The 25,908-nt window shown below is 71.6% G+C and carries 22 protein-coding genes and 1 riboswitch; of the genes, 14 read left to right on the top strand and 8 right to left on the bottom strand.

What is annotated here, in order from left to right; translation table 11 throughout:
• Positions 1-25 precede the first annotated feature (25 nt).
• The 4 genes from ACQP1K_RS19380 (at position 26) to ACQP1K_RS19365 (ending at position 4,282) form a co-directional block, all read left to right on the top strand.
• On the top strand, positions 26-985 hold the full coding sequence (locus ACQP1K_RS19380) for an NlpC/P60 family protein (RefSeq protein WP_433497118.1): 960 nt from the start codon (positions 26-28) through the stop codon (positions 983-985).
• 199 nt (positions 986-1,184) lie between these two features.
• A riboswitch (cyclic di-AMP (ydaO/yuaA leader) is annotated at positions 1,185-1,372 on the top strand.
• Between the two features lie 67 nt (positions 1,373-1,439).
• Positions 1,440-1,994 (top strand): C40 family peptidase, encoded by a 555-nt coding sequence (locus ACQP1K_RS19375; protein WP_433497117.1) that lies wholly within the window; start codon positions 1,440-1,442, stop codon positions 1,992-1,994.
• Positions 1,995-2,034: 40 nt separating this feature from the next.
• Positions 2,035-2,877: a peptidase MA family metallohydrolase gene (locus ACQP1K_RS19370; protein ID WP_433497116.1), complete on the top strand. Its 843-nt coding sequence runs from the start codon at positions 2,035-2,037 to the stop codon at positions 2,875-2,877.
• A gap of 295 nt (positions 2,878-3,172) precedes the next feature.
• Positions 3,173-4,282, top strand: coding sequence for a glycosyltransferase family 4 protein (locus ACQP1K_RS19365; protein WP_433497115.1), 1,110 nt, complete (start codon positions 3,173-3,175; stop codon positions 4,280-4,282).
• A 117-nt stretch (positions 4,283-4,399) separates the two neighbouring features.
• Here the strand turns inward: ACQP1K_RS19365 and ACQP1K_RS19360 are convergent, their stop codons facing one another.
• Positions 4,400-6,184: an AMP-dependent synthetase/ligase gene (locus tag ACQP1K_RS19360; RefSeq protein ID WP_433497114.1), complete on the bottom strand. Its 1,785-nt coding sequence runs from the start codon at positions 6,182-6,184 to the stop codon at positions 4,400-4,402.
• 144 nt (positions 6,185-6,328) lie between these two features.
• On the opposite strand from ACQP1K_RS19360, the gene ACQP1K_RS19355 reads away from it, so the two are divergent.
• The 4 genes from ACQP1K_RS19355 to ACQP1K_RS19340 all read left to right on the top strand — a co-directional run bounded on the left by ACQP1K_RS19355 (position 6,329) and on the right by ACQP1K_RS19340 (position 8,976).
• Positions 6,329-6,769 carry an SRPBCC family protein gene (locus ACQP1K_RS19355; RefSeq protein WP_433497113.1) on the top strand — a complete coding sequence of 147 codons (441 nt, stop codon included), beginning with the start codon at positions 6,329-6,331 and terminating at the stop codon, positions 6,767-6,769.
• Between the two features lie 78 nt (positions 6,770-6,847).
• Positions 6,848-7,279, top strand: a complete 432-nt coding sequence (locus tag ACQP1K_RS19350) for a hypothetical protein (RefSeq protein WP_433497112.1) — start codon at positions 6,848-6,850, stop codon at positions 7,277-7,279.
• 21 nt (positions 7,280-7,300) lie between these two features.
• On the top strand, positions 7,301-8,245 hold the full coding sequence (locus tag ACQP1K_RS19345) for an ROK family glucokinase (protein ID WP_433497111.1): 945 nt from the start codon (positions 7,301-7,303) through the stop codon (positions 8,243-8,245).
• A 23-nt stretch (positions 8,246-8,268) separates the two neighbouring features.
• Positions 8,269-8,976: an endonuclease/exonuclease/phosphatase family protein gene (locus ACQP1K_RS19340; protein ID WP_433497110.1), complete on the top strand. Its 708-nt coding sequence runs from the start codon at positions 8,269-8,271 to the stop codon at positions 8,974-8,976.
• 1,327 nt (positions 8,977-10,303) lie between these two features.
• On the opposite strand, the gene ACQP1K_RS19335 is transcribed toward ACQP1K_RS19340, so the two are convergent.
• Together ACQP1K_RS19335 and ACQP1K_RS19330 are read right to left on the bottom strand one after the other, a co-directional pair.
• Positions 10,304-10,750, bottom strand: coding sequence for a hypothetical protein (locus ACQP1K_RS19335; protein ID WP_433497109.1), 447 nt, complete (start codon positions 10,748-10,750; stop codon positions 10,304-10,306).
• Positions 10,751-10,762: 12 nt separating this feature from the next.
• The gene (locus ACQP1K_RS19330; protein ID WP_433497108.1) at positions 10,763-11,527 is read right to left on the bottom strand and encodes an alpha/beta hydrolase; all 765 of its coding nucleotides are present in this window, start codon (positions 11,525-11,527) and stop codon (positions 10,763-10,765) included.
• A 130-nt stretch (positions 11,528-11,657) separates the two neighbouring features.
• Here ACQP1K_RS19330 and ACQP1K_RS19325 point away from each other — a divergent pair, with 130 nt between their 5' ends.
• Together ACQP1K_RS19325 and ACQP1K_RS19320 are read left to right on the top strand one after the other, a co-directional pair.
• A complete protein-coding gene (locus tag ACQP1K_RS19325; RefSeq protein WP_433497107.1) occupies positions 11,658-12,356 on the top strand; it encodes a lysophospholipid acyltransferase family protein in 699 nt (232 codons plus the stop codon).
• Positions 12,357-12,432: 76 nt separating this feature from the next.
• A complete protein-coding gene (locus ACQP1K_RS19320; protein WP_433497106.1) occupies positions 12,433-13,968 on the top strand; it encodes an MDR family MFS transporter in 1,536 nt (511 codons plus the stop codon).
• Between the two features lie 206 nt (positions 13,969-14,174).
• Here ACQP1K_RS19320 and mmuM read toward each other — a convergent pair whose 3' ends face one another.
• The 4 genes from mmuM to ACQP1K_RS19300 form a co-directional block, all read right to left on the bottom strand.
• Positions 14,175-15,119, bottom strand: a complete 945-nt coding sequence (mmuM, locus tag ACQP1K_RS19315) for a homocysteine S-methyltransferase (RefSeq protein WP_433501589.1) — start codon at positions 15,117-15,119, stop codon at positions 14,175-14,177.
• A 208-nt stretch (positions 15,120-15,327) separates the two neighbouring features.
• Complete coding sequence (locus ACQP1K_RS19310; protein ID WP_433497105.1) at positions 15,328-17,697, bottom strand: VIT domain-containing protein; 2,370 nt, start codon at positions 17,695-17,697, stop codon at positions 15,328-15,330.
• A gap of 74 nt (positions 17,698-17,771) precedes the next feature.
• Complete coding sequence (locus ACQP1K_RS19305; RefSeq protein WP_433497104.1) at positions 17,772-18,482, bottom strand: MerR family transcriptional regulator; 711 nt, start codon at positions 18,480-18,482, stop codon at positions 17,772-17,774.
• Positions 18,483-18,520: 38 nt separating this feature from the next.
• A complete protein-coding gene (locus ACQP1K_RS19300; RefSeq protein ID WP_433497103.1) occupies positions 18,521-19,981 on the bottom strand; it encodes an FGGY family carbohydrate kinase in 1,461 nt (486 codons plus the stop codon).
• 192 nt (positions 19,982-20,173) lie between these two features.
• Here ACQP1K_RS19300 and ACQP1K_RS19295 point away from each other — a divergent pair, with 192 nt between their 5' ends.
• The gene (locus ACQP1K_RS19295) at positions 20,174-21,199 is read left to right on the top strand and encodes a 6-phosphofructokinase (RefSeq protein ID WP_433497102.1); all 1,026 of its coding nucleotides are present in this window, start codon (positions 20,174-20,176) and stop codon (positions 21,197-21,199) included.
• A 176-nt stretch (positions 21,200-21,375) separates the two neighbouring features.
• On the top strand, positions 21,376-22,605 hold the full coding sequence (gene thiI, locus ACQP1K_RS19290) for a tRNA uracil 4-sulfurtransferase ThiI (protein ID WP_433497101.1): 1,230 nt from the start codon (positions 21,376-21,378) through the stop codon (positions 22,603-22,605).
• 124 nt (positions 22,606-22,729) lie between these two features.
• Here thiI and aroF read toward each other — a convergent pair whose 3' ends face one another.
• Positions 22,730-23,782, bottom strand: coding sequence for a 3-deoxy-7-phosphoheptulonate synthase (gene aroF, locus ACQP1K_RS19285; RefSeq protein WP_433497100.1), 1,053 nt, complete (start codon positions 23,780-23,782; stop codon positions 22,730-22,732).
• A gap of 251 nt (positions 23,783-24,033) precedes the next feature.
• Here aroF and ACQP1K_RS19280 point away from each other — a divergent pair, with 251 nt between their 5' ends.
• On the top strand, positions 24,034-24,675 hold the full coding sequence (locus ACQP1K_RS19280; RefSeq protein ID WP_433497099.1) for a sulfite oxidase-like oxidoreductase: 642 nt from the start codon (positions 24,034-24,036) through the stop codon (positions 24,673-24,675).
• 28 nt (positions 24,676-24,703) lie between these two features.
• Entirely contained in the window at positions 24,704-25,837 is a 1,134-nt protein-coding gene (locus tag ACQP1K_RS19275) for a sensor histidine kinase (protein WP_433497098.1), read from the top strand.
• The last annotated feature ends 71 nt before the right edge of the window (positions 25,838-25,908 follow it).

Below are 25,908 nucleotides of genomic sequence, written 5' to 3'. Positions count from 1 at the left end.
TTGGGACGATCTCGAGGGGGCCTTGGTGCGAGGGCGCTTACCGGTGGCCGCCGGCATGGCCGCCGTGCTTTTGCTGCTGCCGAACATGGACGCGCAGGCGGATCCGAGACCGACCGTGGCTCAGGCCAAAGCCAAGCTGAAGGAGCTGAACGAGCAGGCCGACACGCTCGTAGACCGTTACAACGCGGCCAACGAGAAGTGGAAGAAGGCCAAGAAGCAGTACAACTCGGTCAACGACGACTATCGCAAGCACGCCAAGCGGGTGGAGCAGCTGCGCGAGGGTGTCGTCTCCATCGCGGTGAACGACTACCAGTTCGGCGACCTGGCGTGGAACGGCGTCCTGTACGGCACCGACCCGCAGGCGGCACTCAGCGGCATGGCCGCGCTCGACCAGCTCTCCCAGGAGCGTGCCCGCAAGCTCGAGGCGTACGAGGGCGCCATCTCCGGGCTCAAGCAGCGGCGGGACAAGAAGAAGTCGGCCTACGACTCGGCCGTGAAGGTCAGGGGCGACCTGGCGAAGGAGAAGGATCAGGTCGAGAAGCTCGTCAAGCGGCAGATGGCGCTGCTGCGCGAGCTCGGCGCGTTCAACCCCGGCAACCCGAACAGCGCGGGAGCCGTCTACGCCGGGCCGGCGTCGGGCAACGCGCTCACCGCGCTGCAGTTCGCCTACAAGCAGATCGGCAAGCCCTACCGGTACGGCGGGACCGGACCGGGCGCCTGGGACTGCTCAGGGCTCGTCCAGGCGGCCTGGGCGGCGGCCGGGGTGCGACTGCCCCGTACGAGCTATGAGCAGTGGGCGTGGGGCGCGAGCCGGCGGGTCTCCCTGAACGAGTTGCAGCCCGGCGACCTGCTCTGGCACTCGGGCTACGGGCACGTCGGGATCTACGCGGGCGACGGCAAGGTGGTCCACGCTCCCCAGACGGGAGATGTGGTGAAAGTCACCCCACTTGCCCAATATCGCCCCATTGGTGCCGTACGCCCCTGAGGTCGCTTTTTGATCTCTTTGCCCTAAATGTGAGCAGTATCACATTTAGGTTAATTTTGTGCGGGTAGCCTGCGGTTTTTACCTTACCTGCTGCTTTATCGATCTCCGTTTCCTTGGGGTGGCCTTTGCCCTCCGGTGGTGCGGCCGGATAGCTTCTGGGCCGCGGCGAGCACCGGACCACCGGCCTCGTCCCGCATCCAATCGGTGATTGCCGAATCCGTGCAGTCAGGAGGCACGGAGCCGGGGAACCAACGACCCTCCGAATTCAGGGGTCAGGGGTGAATCGGCGCGCCGGGAGCGTTCCAGAACGCTGCCGCCCGGGCGCCGTAGGGCGACTTCCCCGCCCGAACCCGTCAGCTAACCCGGTAGGCGTCGGCGGAAGACCCTAGGAGAGATCCTGTCTGCCACCCCCGCGAATCTGTCCCATCGTGCCCGTCTCGTCCTTGGGGGCGTCGTGCTGACGTCCTCACTCGGAGCCTTCGCCGCACCGGCGTCGGCGGACGACACGGTGACCGTGACCGTCACCGAGGCGACCCCGGCGGAGGCCGGGCGGGCGGCCTCGGCCGGCGACCCAGCGGCGAACAAGACATCGGAGAAGGCGAATACGGAGAAGAAGGAGGCGGAGCCGAGCCGGGCCGCGCGTCAGCGGTCCAAAGCCAGGAAGGCCGTCAAGGTCGCCAAAAGGCACATCGGCGCCCCGTACCGCTGGGGCGCCACCGGACCGCGAGCGTTCGACTGCTCCGGCCTGGTCCAGTTCGCCTGGCGCAAGGCGGGGGTACGGCTCCCGCGGACCACGTGGTCGATGCGCAGCGCGGTACGCAAGAAGGTCGCCTGGCGGAACCTCAAGGCCGGTGACCTCGTCTTCACCAGCGGCGGCGGCCACGTGGGCATGTACATCGGGCGCGGCAGGATCGTCCACGCGCCGCACAGCGGCACCCGGGTGAGGATCGACAAGCTCGACTCCTATCGCAAGCGCACCTTCGTGGGAGCCGTACGGCCCGGGGTCTGACGTCACCGCGGCCGCCGCGCTGCCGCGTACGATGCTCGGCATGCCGCGGATCCGTGCCTTGATCGGGCCGATGGCGCTGATCGGGCTGCTGGTCCTGCCGGCCGGGTCGGAGCCGGGTGATCGCCTGCTGCCGTCGGCGCGGGCGATCACCGCCGAGCACCCGGGCATCTGGGCCGGGGCGGCACCGGTCAGGGGCGAGCACGTGCTGGTCGTCGGCCGGTCGCCGGGATCGGCCGCCGAACTCGCCGCGCTCGCCGACCGGGGGGGCCGTACGGTCGCCCGGGTCTGGGGACGGCCGGTCGACGCGGTGATCCTGGCCCCGGTCACGACGGAGCAGGCGGCGGTGCTGGCCGCGCCCGCGCCCGTGACAGGGCTCGCCGCGCTCGCGGGCGTGGACCGCGTCATCGTCGAGCCGTCCGGTTTCGCCCGTCTGTCGGCGGCCGGCCGCCGGGTCGTCATCACGCACGAACTCACCCACGTCGCCACGGAAGCGGCGACGGCGGGGCATCTGCCCGTCTGGCTGGTCGAGGGGTTCGCCGACTACGTGGGCTACCTGGACAGCGGTCTCGCGGCCGGCGCGGTCGCCGCTGAACTCGCGGCGGACCTGCGGGCCGGGGCGCCGCCGCGTGCGCTGCCCGGTCGCGCGGACTTCGCCGCGGGCTCGCCACGGAGGGCGCAGGCGTACGAGGAGGCCTGGCTGGCCTGCCGGTACATCGCCGAGCGGTTCGGCGAGCGGCGGCTCGTCGCCCTCTATCGCGCCGCGATGCGCACCGGCCGGGACGGCGAAGGCATCGACGGCGTGCTGCGCGCCACGCTCGGCATCTCGGCCGCCGAGCTCACCCGCTCGTGGCTCGCCTACCTCCCCACCGTGATCTTGCGATAGCTCGCAGAATGGCCGCCTGCCTGCCCGTTCACCCTCGCTGATCTTGCACGAACTCCCGGTCGGCCGCCGCTGCCTGCGACAATGCTCCTCGTGACCTTGCACTCCACCGCGGAATGCAAGATCACGAATGGTCTTTCAACAGGTCAGCGGGGATCGCCGGCAATTTCTGCATGTTCACGGAAGGCCGCGTGCCAGGTGGGCGGCCATCCGTGCGAGCATTCGCAAGATCACGGTGGAGGGCGGGCGGCGATGACCACGGTACGGCGATGTCCACGGTGAGGGGTGCGGGCAGGGGATGGGCGCGAGAACGCTGATCGTCACCAACGACTTCCCGCCCAGGCCCGGCGGCATCCAGGCGTTCGTGCACGGGCTCGCCTGCCGCCTCCCGCCGGACTCGGTCGTCGTGTACGCGCCCCGATGGAAGGGCAGCGAGAGATTCGACGCGCGGCAGCCGTACGAGGTGGTCCGGCACCCGTCGACGCTCATGCTGCCCACGAGGGCCGTCGCGGCCAGGGCGGCCGGCCTGGTGGAGGACGGCGCGACCGTGGTGTTCGGGGCGGCGGCGCCGCTCGGCCTGCTCGCCCCGGCGCTGCGCGCCGCCGGGGCCGCCCGCGTGGTCATGCTGACGCACGGCCATGAGGCGTCCTGGGCACGCCTGCCCGTGACCCGCGCCCTGCTGGGCCGCATCGGAGCCGCTGCCGACGCGGTGACCTATCTCGGCGGCTACACGCGCCGCCGGCTCGCGGCGGTCGTGCCAGAGGCCAAGCTCGTACGGCTCGCGCCCGGCGTCGACACCGCCGTTTTCCGGCCCGGCGCCGGCCGGGACGAGGTGCGCGCCGCACTGGCACTCGGCGACCGGCCGACGGTGGTCTGCGTCTCCCGCCTGGTGCCGCGCAAGGGCCAGGACATGCTGATCAAAGCCTGGCCGCTGGTGCTGCGTAAGGTCCGGGACGCCGTGCTGCTCCTGGTCGGCGGCGGCCCCTCGCGCGCCGCGCTTGAACGGTCGGTACGCCGGCTCGGCCTGCGCGACTCCGTCGTGTTCACCGGTTCGGTGCCGTGGGCGGCGCTGCCCGCGCACTACGCCGCCGGCGACGTGTTCGCCATGCCGTGCCGCAGCAGGCTGGGCGGCCTGGACGTGGAGGGCCTCGGCATCGTCTACCTGGAGGCGTCGGCGACCGGCCTGCCCGTGGTCGCCGGCTCCTCTGGGGGCGCGCCCGACGCCGTACGGCACGGCGAGACCGGGCTGGTCGTCGACGGCCGTTCCCCCGACGAGATCGCCGGAGCGCTCACCGGGCTGCTGGCCGATCCCGCCCGCGCCCGGGCGATGGGGGAGCGGGGCCGGGACTGGATCGAGCACGAGTGGCACTGGGACCGCGTCGCGGCCTGCTTCACCGGTCTCCTGTGACCTTCCCGGCCCCGGCCGGGTCGGCCCGGCTCGGCGGAACGGCCGGGCGGCCGAGCCGGGCCCCGCCGGGCCTGCCGCACGTGGATCCCGGCCCGCGTGCGGCAGGCCCGGTACGGCTCAGCCGTACAGCTCGTCGATCTGCTCGGCGAAGTCGCGCAGCACCACGTTGCGCTTGATCGACTGCTTCGGCGTGACGTGGCCGCTCTCCTCGCTCAGCTCGGCGTCGAGGATGACGAACTTCTTGATCTGCTCGGCCCTGGAGACCATCCGGTTCGCGTCGTCGACGGCGGCCTGCACCTCGGCGAGCAGCTCCGGGTCGGTCGCCGGGGCCGACGTCTTGCCGCTCGCCTGCTTCCACTGCTCCAGCGCCTCCGGGTCGAGCGTGACCAGCGCCGCGACGAACGGCCGGTCGTCGCCCACGACGATGACCTGGCTGACCAGCCGATGCGCCCGGATCGCGTCCTCCAGCGGGCCGGGGGCGACGTTCTTGCCGCCGGCGGTGACGATGAGCTCCTTCTTGCGCCCGGTGATGCGCAGGTAGCCGTCGTCGTCGAGCTCGCCCACGTCGCCGGTGTGGAGCCAGCCCTCGGAGTCGACGGCCTCCTTGGTGGCGCGCTCGTTGTTCCAGTAGCCGTCGAAGACGTGCCTGCCCTTGACCAGGATCTCGCCGTCCTCGGCGATCCGGACGCCGACCCCGGGGAACGGCCTGCCGACCGTGCCGATCTTGTTCGCGCCCGGAATGTTCACCGTCGAGGGCGCGCTGGTCTCGGTGAGACCCCAGCCCTCGTAGACCTCGATCCCGACGCCGCGGAAGAAGTGGCCGAGCCGGTCGCCGAGGGCGGAGCCGCCGGAGACGGCAGCGGTCAGCGCGCCGCCGGTCGCCGCGCGCAGCTTGGCGTACACGAGCCTGTCGAAGAGCGCGTGCTTGAGCCGGACGCCGAGGCCGGCGCCGCCGGAGCTCTCGGCCTTGCTCCAGGCGACGGCCGTGGCCACCGCGGCCTGGAAGATCTTGCCCTTGCCCTCCGTGGTGGCCTTCAGCTCGGCGGCGTTGTAGACCTTCTCGAACACCCGCGGCACGCCCAGCAGGAAGGTCGGCTTGAACGACTGGAGATCGGGGGCGACGTTCTTCATGTTCGGGGTGTGCGCCATGACCGTGCCCGTCTCCATCAGGACGATCTGGATGATCCTGGGGAAGCTGTGCGCGAGCGGCAGGAACAGCAGCGCCGAGCGCTCGTCCATCTCGAACATCTGCTCAAGCGGTCCCTGCGCGACGTTGCGCGCGGTGAACAGCAGATTGTCGTGGGTGAGCCGGCAGCCCTTCGGCATGCCCGTGGTCCCGGAGGTGTAGATGATCGTGGCGAGGTCGCCGCCGCCGCGGCACGAGCGGCGCTCGGCGAGCGTCTCGTCGGTGACCTCCGGGCTGAGCTCGCGGACCGCGTCGAGCCCGCCGCCGTCGATTCCCCACAGCAGGGAGAGGCCGGGCGCCGCCTCACGTACCGTCTCCTCGTGGGCGGCCGTCTCGGCGAAGACCGCCTTGGCGCCGCTGTCGGAGACGATCCACTTCACCTGCTCGGCCGAGGAGGTGTCGTAGATCGGAACGCAGACGCCGCCCGCCGCCCAGATGGCGTAGTCGATCAGAGTCCACTCGTAGCGCGTACGCGAGATCAGTGCGATCCGGTCGCCCGGCTCCACGCCTGCCGCGATCAGGCCCTTGGCGAGCGCCGCGACCTGGTCGCGGAACTCCGCCGCTGTTATCGGGAGCCATGGGGCGTCGGCGCCCTCGCCGTCCTTGCGGCGGATGACTACGGCGTCCGGCTCGTCCGCGCCGCGCTGGAACACCACGTCGGTGCAGTTGGCGGACGGGGGTACGTCGACCAGCACGGGAACGCTGAATTCACGCACGGCCACTCCTTTGTGCAGGGCTCGCTCTTCGGGTCTCATCCGGACGCTATCGTGCGAAAGTTACGCATCGGTAGTTCCGTCACCCAGGCGTTATCCCCGGCTGGGCACCCCATCCTCACGGGAATCGTGAAGTAGCGTTGGCGCATGGCTGATCGCACCTCCTCGAGCATCACGATCGGCGCCGGCCGATCGTCAATCATGGCCGTGATCGCGGACTTCCCGGCCTATCCGCAGTGGGCGGGCCAGGTGAAGGCGGCGGAGATCCTGGAGACGGAGGAGGGCGGCAGGGCCTCCCGGGTCCGGTTCGTCCTCGACGCCGGCGTGATCAGCGACGAGTACGTCCTGGCCTACGCGTGGGACGGCGACGCGGGAGTGAGCTGGCACACCGCCGAGGGCGGACGGATGATCTCCGCGCTGACCGGGAGCTACCGGCTCGCCGAGCGTCCCGGCGGCGGCACAGAGGTGACCTATGAGCTCGCGGTGGACCTGAAGGTCCCCATGATCGGCATGATCAGGCGACGGGCCGAGAAGGTCATCGTCGACACCGCGCTCAAGGGGCTCAGGCGCCGCGTCGAGGGCCGATGAGGATCCTGCTTGGAAGATCTCCTCGGCGGCACTCCGCGACGGGGTCCTCCGGGTACGGTTCGAGACAGGAGGGGCGAGATGACGGAAGCCAACGATGAAACGCACGCCACCAACCCGCTCGGCTCTGCCGCGGAGGAGGCGCTGAAGCTGTTCGACGCCGTCCAGCAGCGGGTGGGCCGAGAGATCGGCAAGGGCCTGGTGAAGGGCGGCATGAGCGGTTTCGGCGCGGCCTTCGGCGGCAGCGGCGGCGGCGCCCGTGCCGACGACGTCTGGAGCGAGGCGGTCGCCGAAAGCCCCGACGAGGAGTACATTTGCCGCGCATGCCCTGTATGCCGGATGATCGCGGCACAGCGGGAATACGGTGCGGGCGGCGACATCACCGGTCACCTGATGGCGGCCGGGGGCGAGCTGTTCGCGGCGTTCCGGCAGGTGGTCGAGGTCCTGCAGCGTTCACAGCCGGACGACGTCCGCCGGGACGGCCCGCCAGTGGAGCACATCGACCTCGGTTAGAGAGCCAGGGAGGAACGCGGCATGGCGCTGACCATCGGCGTGGACGTGGGCGGCACCAAGATCGCCTCCGGAGTCGTCGATGAGGATGGCGACATCCTCGACCGGACCCTGCGGCACACTCCGGCGGGAAGCGCCGAGAAGGTCGCCCTGACCATCGCGGACGCCGTGGCCGAGCTCGCCTCGCGGCACGTGGTGGAGGCCGTCGGGGTCGGGGCGGCCGGATTCGTGGACGAGACCAGATCGGTCGTCCGCTTCGCGCCCAATCTCGCCTGGCGCGAGGAGCCGCTGCGCGAGAAGGTCGCCGAACTCGTGGGCATGCCCGTGGTGGTCGAGAACGACGCCAACGCCATGGCGTGGGGCGAGTACCGCTTCGGCGCGGGCCGGGGCGAGAGCCACGTGGTGTGCGTGACCATCGGCACCGGCATCGGCGGCGGCATAGTGCTGGCCGGCGACCTCTACCGGGGCAGGTGGGGGATGGGCGCCGAGCTCGGCCACATGCAGGTGGTGCCGGACGGCCGCACGTGCGGCTGCGGCAACCTCGGCTGCTGGGAGAAGTACGCCAGCGGGACCGCGCTGCTGGGCGACGCCAGGCGTGGCGCCGCCGCCGACCCCGCGTCGGCTCCGCACCTGCTGGAGCTCGCCGGCGGATCGGTGGACGGCATCCAGGGCGAGCACGTGACCGAGGCGGCCCGCCGCGGCGATCCGGTCGCGCTGGCGGCGTTCGACGGCCTGGCCAAATGGCTCGCCCAGGGGTTCGCCGACATGGCCGCGGTCCTCGATCCCGGTCGCTTCGTCATCGGCGGCGGCGTCTCGCGCGCGGCCGACCTGTTCCTCGACAAGGTCGGCGCCGGGTTCGCCGAGCGGCTCACCGGCCGTGGCCATCGGCCGCCGGCCGAGGTCAGGGTCGCGGAGCTGGGGCCGTCCGCCGGGATGGTCGGGGCGGCCGACCTCGCCCGGAGACGCTGAGCGCCGCGGGCTCCCGGAGCGCCGTGCTGCGCGTCGCCACCTACAACGTCCGCTCGCTCCGGGACGACCGGGCCGCGCTGGTCAGGGTGATCAGGGCGATGCGGCCCGACGTGCTGTGCCTCCAGGAGGTCCCCCGCCTGCTGCACTGGCGGCGCAGGCGGCGGGAGCTCGCCGGTGACGCCGGCATGTCGGTCGCGGCCGGGGGACGCGTCGGCGGGGTCGCCGTCTTCGCCGGCCCGGCCGTACGGCTCCTGCACGGGAGCGGCCACCGCCTGCGGTGGTTCGCCGGGCTGGAGTGGCGGGCGATCGCCGTCGCGGTCGTGGAGAAGGACGGCAGGCGGTACGCCGTGTGCTCGGCCCATCTCGACCTGGTGGCGGGGGCCCGGCTGCGGCACGTCACCGAGATCGTGCCGATCCTGGAGCGGACCGCCCGCGGGTTCGGCGCGCTGCCCGTGCTGGCCGGGGACGTCAACGAGCAGCCCGGCGAACCGGCCTGGCGTTACCTCACCGGCCGCTACACGGACTGCTTCGACCACGCCGCCGGCACGCGCGACACGCCCGGTGACGGCGCGACCTTCCCGGCCCGCGACCCCAGCAGGCGGATCGACGCCGTCTTCGCCGGCGCCGGGCTTTCCGTGGTCTCGTGCGGCTGCCCGGACGTGCCACCCGGCGACCTGAGCGCCGCGAGCGACCACCGCCCGGTCGTCGCGGAGCTGCGGGCGGACCGGTGAGGGGCCGGGAGCCCGCCGGGGGCGGTCTCGGCGCCATCGGGTCGCGGCGGTGCAGCGGTCCACGTACGATCTGTGACATGACCCGCCGTCGGAGACGATGTGCGGTGCCGTTGTGTGTGCCGTCCGCCTGCGTTCTGCTGGCCGGGCATCTCCTGTGCGCCACATCGGTGGCGCACGCGCACACGCACACCCGGCCGGACGAGGTGGCCCAGGGTGCTTCCATCGGCCGGTTCGCCGGTGACGCCTCGTTGTCGGACGTGGCCGGCCTGTCGGCCAAGGACATCTGGGCCGTCGGCCAGCAGAACGTCTGGGACACCTGGCGCAACCACGGCGTGATCGCGCACTGGAACGGCGTCTCCTGGACCGATGTGGCGATCCGCGGGGACGCCACGGGGGCGGGACATCTGCGATCGGTCGCGGCCGTCTCGCCGGACGAGATCTGGGCGGTGGGCGACGGCCACGACGGCCTGCCGTACGTCGCGAAGGGTTCGGTGGGCGGGTTCGACCGGGTCAACGTGCCGCAGTTCCGCGTGGGCGACTGGCTCGGCGCCGTGGCGGCGTCCCCCGGCCGCGTCGTGACGGTCGGCAGCAGGAACGGCAGGGCCTTCCTGGCGGTCGGCGGCGGCGCGGGCAAGGGCTGGACCACCAGGAGCGGGCCCGGCGGCATCATGTACGGCGTCGCGCTGACGGGCAAGTCCGGCGGATGGGCCGTCGGCGACTCGGGCACCCATCCGTTGATCATGAAGTTGTCCGGCGGCCGGTGGAAGCCGATGGACCTGCCCGAGATCAAGGGCGGATTCCTGCGCGACGTCTATGTCCAGAGCCGCAACCGCGCGATCGCCGTGGGCGGGGTCTACACGGGCGAAGACGGCACGATCGCGCCGCTCGTCCTGCGATGGAGCGGCGGGAAATGGTCGCGAGAGCGGCTGCGCTCCGGCGGCAAGGCGGCGGGCGGCCGGAAGGATCCGGCCGCCAGGGCCGAGCTGTACGGTGTGACCGGTGACGGGCACGGCAGGTTCTGGGTGTCCGGCTACGACCCGGCGCGTCCGGCCGAGGGCATTCTGCTGCGTCGCGACGGCTCGCGGTGGACCGTCATCCGCGGCCAGGCGCCCCCGCCGGAGGACGAGACCGAGGCGGCGGGCGGAGCCGCAGCGGACACGGCGGAAGATCGGACGGTGCGGCTGCAGGCGGTCGTGCACGTCGACGACCTCACGATGGCGGTCGGGCACGTGCTCGACGCGGAGGGACGCTACAGCGACCTCGTCGAACGGTTCGGCCCCCCGCCCGGCCGGACGGACCGGCCGGAGCAGCCGGACCTGGCGGCGGGTCAGAGGACCGCGCCGTCGTCCCACCCGGAGTCGCCCGGGGGACCGTCGCCCATGCGGACGACCAGGGTCACGAAGCCCCCGATGAAGGCGGCCACGGCGGCGAAGACGGTCCAGCCGTCCATCGCCCAGCCGAGCATCGCGGCGAGTAACAGGTAGGCCGGCCCGCCGAAGAGCGCCACCCAGGACAGTCGGCTGACGAAGTCCCCGGGGGGCAGCGGCGGCGGTGGCGGCGGGATGTAGTGATCCTCGTCTTCGGGGAGCGTCTTCTCCGGCGCGTCCTCGCTGTCGGGCGCGTCCTGTGCCCGCGTCGGGGTCTCATCGCCGTCATCGTCGGTGACGTTCTCCCGATCGGGCCATGGCTGTGCGGCCGAGGGGTCCTCGGCCGTCTCGTTGTAGGAGGCGACGATCTGACGCCAGACCTCGTCCTCGTCACTCTGCGGCGTCACTTCGGTCCCGGGTCACAAGTCCTTCGTCAAGGGTACAGAGGCGTGCGAACGGATGAAGTCGAGGCTGCCCTCGAAGATCACTGGTGCGTCGTTGTCGAGCGTCGCGACATGATAGCTGTCGGTCAGCTGCCTGATCTCCAGGTTCTGCCCCATCCTGGCGCGGAGGAACGCGGTGCTGGCCGGTTTTACGACATGGTCGTCGCGGCTGTGGAACACCAGCACCGGCTGGGTGACCTTGCCGATGTCGGCCTGGACGAGCCTCCACAGCCGGGGTAGCGTCGCCGCGGCCCGCACCGGGGTGCGCGTGTATCCGATCTCGGCCGTGCCGCCCTTCTTGATGTCGCCGGCGACGCCGGCGACCGAGGGCACGAGCCATTTCAGCACCGGCGCCAGCCGCAGCAGCGGGGCGTCGCTGACCACGGAGGGGTTCACCACCACCACCCCCTGGACGGCGTCGCCGTGCACCTGCGCCAGGCGCAGCGCGAGGCAGCCGCCCATCGACAGGCCCATCACGAACACCTCGGCGCACCGGCCGCGCAGATCGGCGAACGCCTTGTCCACCTCCGCGTACCAGTCCTCCCAGCGCGTCCGGTTCATCTCCTGCCATGTCGTGCCGTGCCCGGGCAGCCGGGGCAGGGACACGGTCAGTTCCGCCGCCGCGAGATGCTCGGCCCACGGACGCAGCGACTGCGGCGACCCGGTGAACCCGTGGCACAGCAGAACGCCGACATCGCCGCCGTCGTGGTGGTACGGCTCGGCGCCGGGCATCACTGGCATGGGATGGACCTTTCTGTCACCGGGTCGACCCAGCGGGTTCTCCCGCCCGATAGTCCCACGTAAGGCATCGTTAGTGCGAGTGGGTGGGGCGTGCGAAGATGACCTCAGTCTTACCCGAGGGGGTGCCCGCGTGTTCTACTGGGTGGTGAAGGCCATCCTCTGGCCGATTCTCCACTTCGTCTTCCGCCCCTGGGCGGAGGGAACGGAGAACGTGCCGAAGGAGGGACCGGTGATTCTGGCCGGCAACCACCTGTCGTTCGCCGACCACTTCTTCGGAGCCGGATTCCTGCCGCGCAAGGTGATCTCCCTGGGCAAGGCCGAGTACTTCACCGGCCGCGGGATCAAAGGACTGGTCAGCCGGGCCTTCTTCTCCGGCGTCGGCACGGTGCCGATCGACCGCTCCGGAGGCAAGGCCAGCGAGGCGGCGCTCCGCACCGGCCTGCGCGTCCTGGGGGAGAACCAGGTGCTCGGCATCTACCCGGAGGGCACGCGCTCCCCGGACGGCCGGCTCTACAAGGGCAAGACCGGGGTCGCGCGCCTCGCGCTGGAGTCCCGCGCGCCGGTGATCCCCTGGGCCATGGTCAACACGTTCGAGATGATGCCGCCCGGCCGGCTGTTCCCCAGATTCGGCATCCGGCCCGGCGTCAGGTACGGCAAACCGCTCGATTTCTCCCGTTATTACGGCATGGAAAACGACCGTCTCGTCCTGCGTGCGGTGACCGACGAGATCATGTACGCGCTCATGGAGCTGTCCGGCCAGGAATACGTCGACAAGTACGCAGCCAGCGCGAAAGTCGAGATGGCCCGGGCCGCCCGTAAATCCTCCTGATACAGCCGAACCGGGACGGTAGCGTGACTCTGTCCGTCAACTGTCCAGGGAAACAATCGGTTGAGGAGGAGCATGCGTGAGCGTTCGTGAGGACCGCGAAGCAGTCTCTGGCTATCTGCCCCACCGTCAGATCCTGGTCGTCCTGGCCGGGGTGGCGGCGGGGATGCTGCTGGCCGCGCTCGACCAGAGCATCGTCGGCACCGCCCTGCCGCGCATCGTCAGCGAACTCGGCGGGCTCGACAAGCTGTCGTGGGTGGTGACGGCCTACCTGCTCACCTCCACGGCGTCGACCCCGCTCTGGGGCAAGATCTCCGACCTGTACGGCAGGCGAATGATCTTCCAGACGGCAATCGGGTTCTTCCTCGTCGGCTCCGCCCTGGCCGGGCTGAGCCAGGACATCGGGCAGCTCATCGCGTTCCGCGCACTCCAGGGGCTGGGCGGCGGCGGTCTCATGGCGCTGGCCTTCAGCATCATCGGCGACGTGATCCCGCCCCGGGAGCGCGGCCGCTACCAGGGGTATTTCGGCGCGGTCTGGGGTGTGTCCAGCGTCGCCGGGCCGCTGCTCGGCGGTTTCTTCACCGACGGCCCCGGCTGGCGCTGGATCTTCTGGATCAACATCCCGATCGGGGTGATCTCCCTGATCGTCACCTCGGTCGCGTTGAGGATCCCCGTGGTCCGGCGGGCGCACAAGGTCGACTACCTGGGCGCCGCCGTGATCGTGGCCGGGGTGTCGTGCTTCCTGCTCTACCTCGACTGGGCGGGCGGCGAGCTCGGCTGGACCGCTCCCGGCGCGCTGGCGCTGCTCGCCGCCTTCGTGTCCCTGGCGGCCCTGTTCGTGGTCGTCGAGCTCCGGGCGGCCGAGCCGATCCTGCCGATGCGGCTGTTCCGCAACTCGATCTTCAGTGTCGGCAACGCCTTCAACTTCCTGGGCGGGCTGGCGATGTTCGGCGGCATGATCTTCCTGCCGGTCTATCTCCAGGCGGTCCAGGGGATGTCGCCCACGGTGTCGGGGCTGGCCCTGCTGCCCGCGGTGTTCGGCATCTTCTCCACCTCGATCGCCTCGGGGCAGCTCATGACCAAGACCGGCCGCTACAAGAGATTTCCGATCATCGGTTCTGTCGTGCTCCTGATCGCGCTGTGGCTGCTCTCGACGATGCGGGTGGACACGCCGTACTGGCACGTCGCGATCTACGCCTACCTCTTCGGCGCCGGGCTCGGCTTCACCATGCAGACGGTCGTCACGGCCATCCAGAACGCGGTGGACCGGTCGGACATGGGCACGGCGACCAGCTCGGCCACGTTCTTCCGCTCGATGGGCGCCGCCATCGGCACCGCCGTCATGGGCGCGGTGCTCACCAACCGGCTCACCCACTACCTGACCGAGCAGTTCGGCGGGCGGGCGCCGTCCGGGGGGATCGACGCCAACGACGTGGCCGCCATCCAGCATCTCCCGTCGCCGGTGAAGGAGCATGTGCTGCTCGCGTTCACCGACGCGATCGACGACGTGTTCCTCGCCAGCCTGCCGTTCGTCGTCGCGGCGCTGCTCGTGGCGCTGTTCCTCAAGGAGATCCCGCTCGCCGCACGCACCGGCGAGCCGGTCGCCGTCGGCTGACCCCGAACCACCCCCTGTCCCGTGATCTTGTAGTTACTCGCAGACCATCCTCCTGGCCTGCGTGGATCGCTTCCGTGATCTTGCAGTTCCTCGCATGTAGACCCTGTGACCTGGGTCTATGCGTTTCGTGATCTTGCAGTGGTGAGTGCAAGATCACGAATGGTGTTTTCGCTGGTCAGGGCATACGCCTGCGAGAAAATGCAAGATCATGAACGATGAAATCCCTGCTCACGGCGCGATGTGCGAGTATTCGCAAGATCACGGGCATGGGGGTGGGGGATGTGTTCGCGGATGCGGCGGATGTGCTCGGGGGTGGTACGGCAGCAGCCGCCGATGTGGGTGGCGCCGAGCGCGTGCCACCCCGCGGCGGCCTCGCCGTACTCCACAGGATCGGTGAGACCGAGCCAGCGGCGGTGTACCGCGTCCCACGTCTCGCCCGAGTTGGGATAGACGATCGTCGCGCCGGCGCCGATCAGCTCCGGGATGAAACGCGGCGCCGTGCAGTTCACGCCCACGGCGACGACCTGCGGCAGGCCGGCGAAGACGGCGGCGCACTCGGCGAACGGCGTCCCGTCGCCGACGTGCCGCCCGTCCCGGCAGGAGAAGCTCACCCACGCACGCGTCGAGGGCGTCTCGCGCAGCAGCCGGGCCAGCGCCCGCGACTCGGCGGGCGACGGGATCGTCTCGCAGGCGAGCAGGTCGGCCCCGGCCTCGGCGAGGATCTCGAAGCGCTCGCGATGCCACTCGGCCAGGCCGTCCTCGTCGAGGTCGTAGTCGCCGGTGTACTCGGCGCCGTTGGCCAGGAAGGCGCCGTACGGTCCCACGCTCGCGGCCACCGACCCGGCGCCGTGCTCGTCCCTGGCCTGGACGGCGAGTGTGACCGACAGGCGGATCAGGTCGCGCGCCTCGTGCGGGGTGAGGCCGCGCCGGACGAAGCCGGGGACGCTCGCCTGGTAGCTGACCGTGGTGGCCACGTCGGCTCCGGCGGCGAAGTAGTCGAGGTGCGCCCGGCGGATCACCTCGGGCTCCTCGACCAGCAGCCTCGCCGACCACAACTCGTCACCGAGGTCGTGGCCGAGCGCCTCCAGGTGGGTGGCGAGGCCCCCGTCCAGCACGACGGGGCCGCCCGGAACGGTCCGGCCGCCCGACATGGTGGAACTCACCCCACAACACTATGCGTTCCAGGTATATGGGGCTTAAAGCGCTTGTCATGCGAATGCTGCGCCGCCGGTCGCCCGTCCCCGCCGGGGGACGAGACGACCGGCCCGACACGGGAGGGGTCCGGGAGCCCAGGAGACCCGTTCCCGGCCCGCCGTCCGACGTCCTCCGCCTACCGGAACCGAAATGACGTGAGCCGCGTCAGGAACGCTTCCAGAAGGCCCGCCGGCCGGGGGCGTTCGTGAGCGCGGTCAGCACGTCGATCACCCGCCGCAGCAGATCGTCCGGCCGGGTGCCGGGCCGCTCCGCCCTCTCGAGATCCTCGGCGAGGGCGGACAGCTCGGCGTGGTCGCCCGCCAGGTGGGCGATCACCCGCAGGCGGCTGCCCAGGTCGGACAGGTAACGCCGCAGCTCCCGCTCGGGCAGCGTCGTCTCCACCGCCCGCAGCCGGGTGAGCTCCTCGCCCAGCAGCGGGCGTACGGCGTCGAGATCGGCCTCGGGCGAGGACGGGGCCTCGTTTCCGCGTCCCACCGAGAACCCGCGCCCGGCCCGGCGTCCCGGGCCGGCCGGAGCGGGCGGCGGCGCGGCAGGGAACGCGGTGAACGCGATCGGGGCCTCGGCGCTTGGTGCGGCGGCCATCGGTGCGGCGGCGGCCATCCGCACGACTCCTCCCAACGCCGTCGGAGCGCCCATGGGCATGTCCCAGCCGGACGGCGGCTCCACCGGCTGGATCACGTGGTGCTCGGGACGTCCGTCGGCGGTCACCCGTGAGTCGACCGCCACGAACGCGGTGAAGCGGCACAGCACGCCGAACCGCAGCGACGCCGCCACGATCCGATCCTCCAGCGAGTGATCGCCCGCGGCGTACCGGTCCTCCAGCCGGCGCAGATGCGCCCGGGCCCACACCGCACGCGCGGCCGGGCCGTCGGCGCGGTGGCCGGTCACCCGCCGCTCCCAGGGCTCGCCGTCGGCCGTGCGGCCGCGTACGGCCATCGCGCCGGACGGCCGTCCCCGATAGCGGCCGGAGACGGTGAGCGGCACGCCGGGGAAGAGCGATCCGGCGTCCGTGACCGTGTCCGGGACGAGCTCGAAGCCCTCCGGGTGCAGTGTGACGTCGGTGACCAGGGGCGCGCCGATCCTGCGGTGGATGTGCTCCATCGCCTCGTCGAGCCGGTCCTCGGACTCGACCAGTTCGCAGCGGCCGCCGCCGAGCAGGGCGAGCCGGCCGAGGAAACCGGCGTTCACCGCCCGGTCGATGCCCACCGTGTGCACGCGGACGCCGCCGAGCCGTCCGCCGGCGCGCTCCAGGATCTGGTCCTCGTTTCCCACCTGGCCGTCGGTGACCAGGACGAGCACGCGGTCCCGGGCTTCGGCGCCGTCGCAGGTCCGCTCGTCGCCGGCCCGCTCGTCGCCGGCGGCGTCGAGCAGGCCGAGCGCCTCCTCGACGGGGATGAGCATCTCGGTCCCGCCGCGCGCCTCCAGCCTGGCCAGATGCTCCACCGCGCGGTAGCGGTCGCGGTCGGAGGCGTGCACCAGACCGGCGGGGAAGGCCCGCTCGACCACGGTGTCGAACGCCAGCACGGCGAAGCGGTCCCGGGCGGTCAGCGTGTCGACGATCCTGGCCGCCGCTCGCCTGGCCGCCACCATCTTCCAGCCCATCATGCTGCCCGACCGGTCGAGCAGCAGCACCACGTCGCGCGGTCTCGTCGTGGCCGTCGCATCGGCGGGCGGCACCACGGTCAGCGTGAACGTGCCCTCATCGGCGTCGTCCGGGACGAGGGCGAGAGCCGTCGAGGCGTCGAACGCCAGCCGCAGGATGAAGTCGCGGTTCAGCCGCTCGCCGGGCCGCAGCCTGATCGTGTCGCCCTCGCGGACCACCTCGTGCAGGCTGGAGCGGATCTCTCGCAGGCCGAGCCCGGCCGGGTCCACCGTCACCGCGAGCGACAGCCGTACGGGATGGGGGAACCCCGGAAGCAGCACCGGCGGGGAGATCCTGGACGCGTCGGGCACCGCGCCGGTGTCCGGGGCGACGCCGTCCCCGGCCTGCGGCCCGTCCAGCGGGGCCCCGGGAACGTAGCGCGGCGCCACCACCAGCGGGAAGCGGAACTCGGCCGCGCCGTCTTCGTACGGCAGCGGCTGGCTCAGCGTGAGCCGTACCGTGACCCGCTCGCCCGGCCCGATGTTGCCGACGCGGATGGTGAAGACGTCGGGCCGGTCCTCCTCGGCGATCGCGGCCCGCCTGCCCTCGGCGAGCGCCCGGTCGTAGTCGGCCCGCGCCTGCGCGCGCTCCTTCAGCACGCCGTCGATCACGCGGTCGCCGGCCTCCATGCGGAACTCGGTGACCGCGGCCCTCGGCGGCAGCGGGAAGACGTACGTCGCCTCGAGCGAGACGTCGAAGGTGTTGCGGAACGTCTGCACCATGGCGACCCCGGCGACCAGCCCGGTCAGGCGGGCCGTGACGTCGACGCCGTCGAGCGGCAGATTGCCGCGTTCGGTCTCCAGGGCCCCGAGCCCGGCGTCCTGAGCCGGCCGGCACTCCTCCGGCCGCAGATGCGTGATGGGAATGGTCATGGCGTTTCTTCCCTTTCGCGGGTGAGGGGGCCGGGCAGCCGCCGTCCGGGCCGTGTGCGGCGGGACATGGCCTGTCAGACACCCCCCAGGCCGAGTTCGGTGAGCGTGGCCAGCAGCGGACCGGCCGCCCGGCCGATGGCGGCCAGTTCCTCCGGGGTGGGTGTGCGTCCTTCGAGCAGCACCGTCACCCCGGGTGCGAGCCGTACGCCGGACACCAGGCCGACCGGTGGATCAGGCGCGACCGGTGCGTTCCCGGCCGCCGGCGCGGTGTCGCGGGCCCAGAAGCGGCCGCGGGAGGCGGTCGCCGGCATGGCGTCGGCGGTCCCGGGCTCGGCGGTCGCGGGCTCGGCGGTCGCGGGCCCGGAAACGGTCGCGGTGGTCCCGTGCATGGCGTCGGCGGTCGCGGGTGCGGCGGTTCCGATGGTTCCGGGCGCGGCGGTCACGGGAGGCGGGTCGGCCGGGAGAGCGGCGATCCGCTGGAGCATGGCGTCGGTGGCCCCGGCGAGCTCCGCCTGGATGGCGGCGATGGACAGGCCGTCGGCCTGACGCCGCTTCACCGCGACGAGCTGGAGCAGATGGCGCCGCCCGTAGAGCGCGACCCGGCCACGGCGGGCGAGCGGTGGGTCGAGCAGGCCGATCGTCGTGTACCACCGGATGAGCCGCTCGTTCGGCACCTCGCGGACGCGGCCGTCGCCGCCGGCCGTGCCGTCGATCCCCGGCCGAGGCGGGGCGAGCAGGGCCGCCGCCCGCCCGGCCAGCTCGCCGATCGTCCACGTCTCGTCCATATCCCCACGATGACACTGTCATCATGACACTGTCAATGTCAGTCGGCGGCCCAGCCGCGAGCCCGTTCGACCGCACGCTTCCACCGGGTGTAGGCCGCGCCGTCACCGGAGCCGGGCTCGAAGCGGCGGTCGAGCCGCCAGGTCTCGCGCAACTCATCGGGCGAGGACCAGACGCCCGCGCCCAGCCCGGCGAGGAACGCCGCGCCGAGGGCCGTCGTCTCCTGGACGACCGGCCGTTCGACCGGAGTGCCGAGCTGGTCGGCCTGCAGGCGCATGAGCAGGTCGTTGCCGCTCGCGCCGCCGTCGGCCTTCAGCACCGCCGTCTCCACGCCCATCTCCCGGATGGCCTCGACGATGTCGCGCACCTCGAACGTGATCGCGTCGAGCGTGGCACGCACCAGGTGGGCGGCCCGGGTGCCGCGGGTGATGCCGAGGATGGTCCCCCGGGCGTCGGGGTCCCAGTACGGCGCGCCGAGCCCGGTCAGGGCGGGCACGAACACGACCCCGCCGGAGTCGGGCACGCTCGCGGCGGCGAACTCCGAGTCGGCCGCGGTCTGGATCAGTCCGAGTCCGTCGCGCAGCCACTGGACGGCCGCCCCGGTGACGAAGATCGACCCCTCCAGGGCGTAGGTCGTCTCGCCGGAGGGCGCCTGCCAGGCGACGGTGGTCAGCAGCCCGGCGCGCGACCTGACGATCCGCCCGCCGGTGTTGACCAGGATGAACGAGCCCGTGCCGTACGTGCACTTGATGTCGCCGGGGGAGAAGCAGGTCTGGCCGAACAGCGCCGCCTGCTGGTCGCCCGCCACGCCGGTGATCGGGAGGTCGAGCCCGAGGAACGCGTGCAGGGAGGTCCGGCCGATCTCCCCGTAGTTCGGCACGATCCGCGGCAGCGCGGCGGACGGCACGCCGAACAGGTCGCACAGCTCCGCCGACCACTCGCCGGCGGCGATGTCGTAGAGCAGGGTCCTCGAGGCGTTGGACGGATCGGTGACGTGCCGGGCACCGCCGGTGAGCCGGGCGATCAGGTAGGAGTCGACGGTGCCGACGGCGATCTCCCCCGTCGCCGTGCCCTTCCAGGCGCGCGGATCGTTCTCGGCCAGCCAGGTCAGCTTCGTGCCGGTGAAGTAGGGGTCGAGGCGGAGCCCGGTGAGCTCGGACACCCGCGGCTCGTGCTCCCGCATGCGCTCGCAGATCGCGCTCGTACGCCGGTCCTGCCAGACGATCGCGCGGCGCGGCGCGGCCAGTGTGGCGCGGTCCCACAGCACGGCGGTCTCCCGCTGGTTGGTGATCCCGACGCAGCACGGCCGGGTGGTCGCGGCGTCCAGGGCGGCGCGGCAGGCGGCGAGCGTGGCCTGCCAGATCTCCTCCGGCACGTGCTCGACCCGGCCGGGATGCGGGAAGTGCTGGGCGAACTCCTCATACCCCCGGCCGTCGATCCGCCCGTCCGCCGTGACGACGAGGGCGGTGACGCCGGTGGTGCCTGCGTCGATGGCCAGCACGCTCGCGCTCCGTCCGTCATGGGAGACTGAGTGGTGAAGGGCCGGTCGGGTACGGGTGCTGGCCGTGGTGAGTTCGGTCACGTAACCTCGCTTTGGTCTATACCAATGTCGGTAGGCTGGGGCAGAATGCGGTGCGTCGACACGGCGTGCCGCACCAGTCTGGCCGTGTATTCCCTTATGGAGGAACCCGTCATGCGCATTGGAGTCCTTACCGGAGGCGGCGACTGCCCCGGGCTGAACGCGGTCATCCGCGCCGTCGTCCGCAAGGGCATCGGCGTGTACGGGCACGAGTTCGTCGGATTCCGCGACGGCTGGCGTGGCCCCCTCGAGGGCGACACCATGCCGCTCGACATCCAGGCGGTCCGGGGGATCCTGCCGCGGGGCGGGACCATCCTCGGCTCCTCGCGCACCAACCCGATCAAGATCGACGGCGGCGTCGACCGGATCAAGGAGAACCTGGCCGAGGGCGGGATCGACGCGCTGATCGCGATCGGCGGCGAGGACACCCTGGGCGTCGCCAAGCAGCTCTTCGACCGCGGGGTCAAGGTCGTCGGCGTGCCCAAGACGATCGACAACGACCTCAACGCCACCGACTACACCTTCGGCTTCGACACCGCCGTCAACATCGCCATGGAGGCCATCGACCGCCTCCACACCACGGCCGAGTCCCACCACCGCGCGCTGATCTGCGAGGTCATGGGCCGCCACGCGGGCTGGATCGCGCTGTACGCCGGCATGGCCGCCGGGGCGAACGTCATCCTCATCCCGGAGAAGCCGTTCGACATCGACAAGGTCTGCGCCTACGTCGAGTCCCGGTTCAAGACCAGGTACGCCCCGATACTGGTCGTCGCCGAGGGGGCGCATCCCCTTGAGGGGCAGATGGCGCTGCAGAGCGGCGAGCTCGACGCGTTCGGCCACGTACGGCTCGGCGGCATCGGGGAGATGCTCGCCAGGGAGATCGAGAAGCGCACCGGCAAGGAGGCCAGGACCACGGTCCTCGGCCACATCCAGCGGGGCGGCACGCCGTCGGCGTCCGACCGCGTGCTGGCCACCCGGTTCGGCCTCGGCGCGATCGACGCGGTCAACGAGGGCGACTTCGGCAAGATGGTCGCCCTGCGCGGCACGGACATCATCCGGGTGGGCCTCGACGAGGCCACCGCCGAGCTGAAGACCGTGCCGTTCTCCCGCTACGAGGAGGCCGAGGTCTTCTTCGGCTGATCCGGAGTCGTCCGGCCGCGGTTCCGCGACCGCTCCCGCGCCGATCCGCCGATCTCGCGACGCTCCCGGCGGCCGGGCGGTGGGTTCCACCGCCCGGCCGCCGGGCGATCGGACCTCGCCGCGCGGACTAAAGTGTTGGGTCCGTGCGTTGTGCTCTGCCGGAGGTAGGTGAAGCGATGTCAGTGTCGGCCGGGTCGGTCCTGGGTGAGCCGTGTGTGCTGCTCAAGCTGGGCGAGGTGGTTCTCAAGGGCAGGAACCGCGAGCTCTTCGAGACGCGGCTGCGGTCGAACATCAGGGGCGCGCTCAAGGATTACCGCGTCGAGGTACGCCAGCGGCACGGCGTGATCGCGATCTTCTTCCCCTCTGACGCGACGGCACAGGGCGCCGACGACGAGGTCGCCGAGGCCGTCGCCCGGAGGGTGTCCGATGTGCCCGGCATCGTGCTGGTCCATCTCGCCCGGCGGGTGGCCAAGGACCCGGAGGTCATCACCAAGGCGGCCATCGAGCTGATCAAGGACTCCCCCGAGGTGGCCAGGAAGGCGCGCTTCGCCGTACGGTCGCGGCGCAGGGACAAGCGGTTCCCGCTGCGGTCCAACGAGCTCGACCGCCTGGTCGGCGGCACGATCAACGACACGTACGGCCTGCCGGTCGATCTGAGCGACCCCGAGCTGACCGTGCACATCGAGGTGGACAGGGACGAGGCGTTCCTGTTCACCGGGGGCCTGCTCGGCCAGGGCGGCCTGCCGGTCGGCAGCAGCGGGCGGGCGCTGGCGCTGCTGTCGGGCGGCATCGACTCGCCGGTGGCGGCCTACCGGATGATGCGCCGGGGCCTGCGGGTGGACTTCCTGCATTTCTCCGGCATCCCGTTCACCACCTCCGAGTCGATCTACAAGGCGTACGCTCTGGTGCGCAACCTGGACCGCTTCCAGGGGAAGTCGCGCCTGTGGGTGGTGCCGTTCGGCAAGGCCCAGCAGTCGATCAAGGTCTCCGGGCAGGACCGCCTCGCGGTGATCGCGCAGCGGCGGCTGATGCTGAAGACCGCCGAGGAGGTGGCGCACCGCATCCACGCCGAGGCGCTCGTCACCGGCGACTCGCTCGGCCAGGTCTCCTCCCAGACGCTCACCAACATCACGGCCCAGGACAACGCGGTCGACCTGCCGGTGCTGCGGCCGCTCATCGGGCTGGACAAGACCGAGATCATGGCGGAGGCGCGGCGGATCGGAACCCTGGCGATCTCCGAGCTGCCCGACGAGGACTGCTGCACGCTGCTCGCCCCCCGCTCGGCCGAGACCAGGGCCAAGATCGAGGATCTCAAGCAGATCGAGCGGCGCCTGGACGCCGAGGATCTCGCCGTCCAGCTCGCCGATTCGATCCGCCCCTACAAGCTGGACGACTTCCAGCAGTGACGCCGCATGCGAAGCCCGCGGTGAGCGGGCTTCGCAGCGGAGCGGAGTCTCCTCCCGGCGGACCGGGATCGATCAGGGCACCGGGCCCGGCAGAGTGTGACCACACCCCGCCGGGCGGGGCGCGCTACACGGGCGTCGCGGCGGAGGACATCGCGGGGGAGACGGTGAGGGTGCGGTTCACCAGCGGCGGGAAATCGCGCACGACGGTGGCGAGCTCGGCCAGGTCGCCGTCGACCAGCGCCTGCGGACCGTCGCACAGCGCCTGCTCGGGGTTGGGATGCACGTCGATGATCAGGCCGTCGGCGCCGATCGCGATCGCGGCCCGGGACAGCGGCAGCACGAGGTCGCGCCGGCCGCCCGAGTGCGATGGGTCCACGATCACCGGCAGGTGCGACAGCCGCTGCACCACGGGCACCGCCGAGATGTCCAGGGTGTTGCGGGTCGCGCTCTCGTAGGTCCGGATGCCGCGCTCGCACAGCACTATGTCGAGGTTGCCGCGCTGGGCGATGTACTCGGCCGCCATCAGCCACTCCTCGATGGTCGCCGTCATGCCCCGCTTGAGCATCACCGGCTTGCCCGCCGCGCCCACGGCCTGCAGCAGCGCGAAGTTCTGCGCGTTGCGGGTGCCGACCTGGAGCATGTCGGCGTACGACGCCACCAGCGCCACGTCATTGGCGTCCACGACCTCGGTGACGATCGGCAGGCCGGTCTCCTCGCGCACGTCGGCCAGAATGCGCAGGCCCGCCTCGCCCAGCCCCTGGAAGGCGTACGGCGAGGTGCGCGGCTTGTAGGCGCCCCCGCGCAGCAGCGTCGCACCGGCGGCCTTGGCCATCTTGGCCGCCTCCAGCGTCTGCTGCGGCGTCTCCACGGCGCACGGCCCGGCGATCAGCGTCACCGTGTCCGGCCCGATGGGCACCCCGCCGACCCGTACCGTCGTCCGTACGGCGTGGTTGTCCCGGCTCACCAGCTTGTACGGGGCGGACACGCGCACCACGTCGGCCACACCGCTCATGCCGCGCAGGTTCAGCGTCGTGAACTGCTCGACGTCGCCGATCAGCCCGATGATCGTACGGCTCACGCCCCGGCTGGCGAAGGCCTCGCCTCCGGCCGTGGCGACGAGCTCGACGATCGCGTCGACGTCGTTCTGCGTGGCCTCGGGGGCCATGACGATGACCATGATCACTCCTTCTTCTGACGAACATCGCTGTGACAAACAGAAGGCCCCGGGTCCGACCGGACCCGGGGCCTTCGTTCGCCTGGCTGTCAGCACAGCGCTCGCGGGCGATCGGTCCTCACGGGTCCGTCGCCATACCAAAACACGAAAAACGCAGGAGCGGTGCGCATGGTCGAAATATAGCGCATGCCTCTCGCGCCCGGGGGGAGGGGACCGGTGGGAGCCGGTCTCGCGCCTGGTGGCAGGATGGCTGCGTGCCGGAGATTCCCGACCCGGAGATACGTGAACCGGAGATCCCCGTAGTGGAGAGCCGCCTGCCCCCGGGCCAGTACATCCCCCGAGGGCGGCCGATCCTCCACTACGGCAGGGTGCCGGCGTTCCGCCCCCAGACCTGGCGCTTCCAGGTGTTCGGCGCCACGGCCTCGGGCGAGGAACACCGGTTCACCTGGGAGGAGTTCTCCCGGCTGCCCCGGATGACCGTGCTGGCCGACTTCCACTGCGTCACGAAGTTCTCGGTGATGGGCAACGAGTGGGGCGGCATCCCGGCGGCGGCGCTGCTGGAGCGGGTCCCGCCCGACCCCGGCGTGCGCCACGTCATGATCTGGGCGGAGTACGGCTACAGCGCCAACCTGAGGTTCGGCGACTTCGACCGGCCGACCACGTTATTCGCCACCGAGCTCGACGAGAAGCCGCTCACGCCCGAGCGCGGCTTCCCCGTCCGTCTCGTCGTCCCCCATCTGTACGCCTGGAAGAGCGTGAAGTGGGTCCGCGCGGTGGAGTACCTGCTGGAGGACCGGCGGGGCTTCTGGGAGGAGCGCGGCTACCACAACATCGGCGATCCGTGGAGGGAACAGCGCTACTCATATCAGGAGGACCCGGGCGACGGCCCTCCCTGAGCCCCGTCCAGCCGCTACCTTGGCCCGCGTGTCGATAGCCCTGTGTCTGGCGGCCCTGTGGCTGCCGCTCTGCGGGATGTCCGCCCTCGCCGGGTACGGCCTGGGCCGGCGGCGGACGTCCCGCGACGGCCTGGCGGGCGAGGCGGGTGAGGCCGCCCATCTCGCCCTGCACATCGCCGGGCTGGCCGCGCCCTCGCTGCGGACGGGCCTGAACCGCGACTCCGCGCGCAGAGCCGTACGGCACCTGCGTGCCCTGCTCGGCACGCCGGCCCTGGCGATCACCTCCCTCGACCAGGTCCTCGCCCGCGACGGCGAGGGCGTGCCGGGGGACGAGGCGATCCTCACCGAGGCGCGTGCAGCGCTGCGGGCCGGGTGGCCCCACGTGGTCACGGGGGAGGGGGTGCTGGTGCCGCTGACCGTGGAGGGCCGCGTGGTCGGCGCGCTCGCCGCCTATGACGCCGGCGCCGGTCACGCGCTGGCGCGCATCGCGACGGAGGTGGGCCGCTGGGTCTCCGGGCAGCTCGAGCTGGCCGAGCTCGACTCGTCCCGGCGGCGGACGCTGGAGGCCGAGACGCGGGCGCTGAGCGCGCAGATCTCGCCGCACTTCGTCTACAACTCGCTGACCACGATCGCCTCGTTCGTCCGTACGGAACCGGAGCGTGCCCGCGAGCTGCTGCTGGACTTCGCCGACTTCACCCGCTACGCGCTGCGCAGGACCAGGGACTTCACCACGCTCGCCGACGAGCTGAGCTGCATGGACCGTTACCTGGTGCTGGAGCGGGCGAGGTTCGGCGACCGGCTGCGTTTCACCGTGCAGGTGGCGCCGGAGGTGCTGCGGGTGCCGGTGCCGTTCCTGTGTCTGCAGCCGCTGGTCGAGAACGCGATCAAACACGGCATGCCCGGCGAGGTCCGGGTGGTCATCAAGGACGCCGGGCCCGAGGCGCACATCTCCATCGAGGACGACGGGGTCGGCATGGATCCCGAGCACGTGCGGGCCATCCTCGGCGAGGAGCCCAAGGGGATCGGGCTGAGCAACGTCGACCTGCGGATGCGCCGCATCTACGGGCATGATTACGGCCTCGTCGTCGACACCGCCCCCGGCGCGGGAACGAGGATCCGGCTCCGCATCCCGAAGACCCGTCCGCAGCCGAGCCTCGTCTAGGTCCCCTCCCGCCGGCCTCCGCCCGGTCGCGTCGGACCGGGCGAACCCCGGTGGTCGCGACACTGGCCTCA

This window comes from Sphaerimonospora sp. CA-214678, assembly GCF_050942215.1.
Classification (GTDB): Bacteria; Actinomycetota; Actinomycetes; order Streptosporangiales; family Streptosporangiaceae; genus Sphaerimonospora.
Note: the sequence above shows the minus strand (reverse complement) of the source record. Positions and strands in the feature narration are given on the sequence as shown.

Excerpts from the sequence above, each read along its gene's own strand:
- ACQP1K_RS19365 (WP_433497115.1), top strand. The coding sequence starts at position 3,173 with ATGGGCGCGAGAACGCTGATCGTCACCAACGACTTCCCGCCCAGGCCC.
- ACQP1K_RS19330 (WP_433497108.1), bottom strand. The coding sequence starts at position 11,527 with ATGCCAGTGATGCCCGGCGCCGAGCCGTACCACCACGACGGCGGCGAT.
- mmuM (WP_433501589.1), bottom strand. The coding sequence starts at position 15,119 with ATGTCGGGCGGCCGGACCGTTCCGGGCGGCCCCGTCGTGCTGGACGGG.
- aroF (WP_433497100.1), bottom strand. The coding sequence starts at position 23,782 with ATGGTCATCGTCATGGCCCCCGAGGCCACGCAGAACGACGTCGACGCG.
- ACQP1K_RS19355 (WP_433497113.1), top strand. The coding sequence starts at position 6,329 with ATGGCTGATCGCACCTCCTCGAGCATCACGATCGGCGCCGGCCGATCG.
- ACQP1K_RS19350 (WP_433497112.1), top strand. The coding sequence starts at position 6,848 with ATGACGGAAGCCAACGATGAAACGCACGCCACCAACCCGCTCGGCTCT.
- ACQP1K_RS19295 (WP_433497102.1), top strand. The coding sequence starts at position 20,174 with ATGCGCATTGGAGTCCTTACCGGAGGCGGCGACTGCCCCGGGCTGAAC.
- ACQP1K_RS19345 (WP_433497111.1), top strand. The coding sequence starts at position 7,301 with ATGGCGCTGACCATCGGCGTGGACGTGGGCGGCACCAAGATCGCCTCC.
- ACQP1K_RS19370 (WP_433497116.1), top strand. The coding sequence starts at position 2,035 with ATGCCGCGGATCCGTGCCTTGATCGGGCCGATGGCGCTGATCGGGCTG.
- ACQP1K_RS19305 (WP_433497104.1), bottom strand. The coding sequence starts at position 18,482 with ATGGACGAGACGTGGACGATCGGCGAGCTGGCCGGGCGGGCGGCGGCC.
- ACQP1K_RS19310 (WP_433497105.1), bottom strand. The coding sequence starts at position 17,697 with ATGACCATTCCCATCACGCATCTGCGGCCGGAGGAGTGCCGGCCGGCT.
- thiI (WP_433497101.1), top strand. The coding sequence starts at position 21,376 with ATGTCAGTGTCGGCCGGGTCGGTCCTGGGTGAGCCGTGTGTGCTGCTC.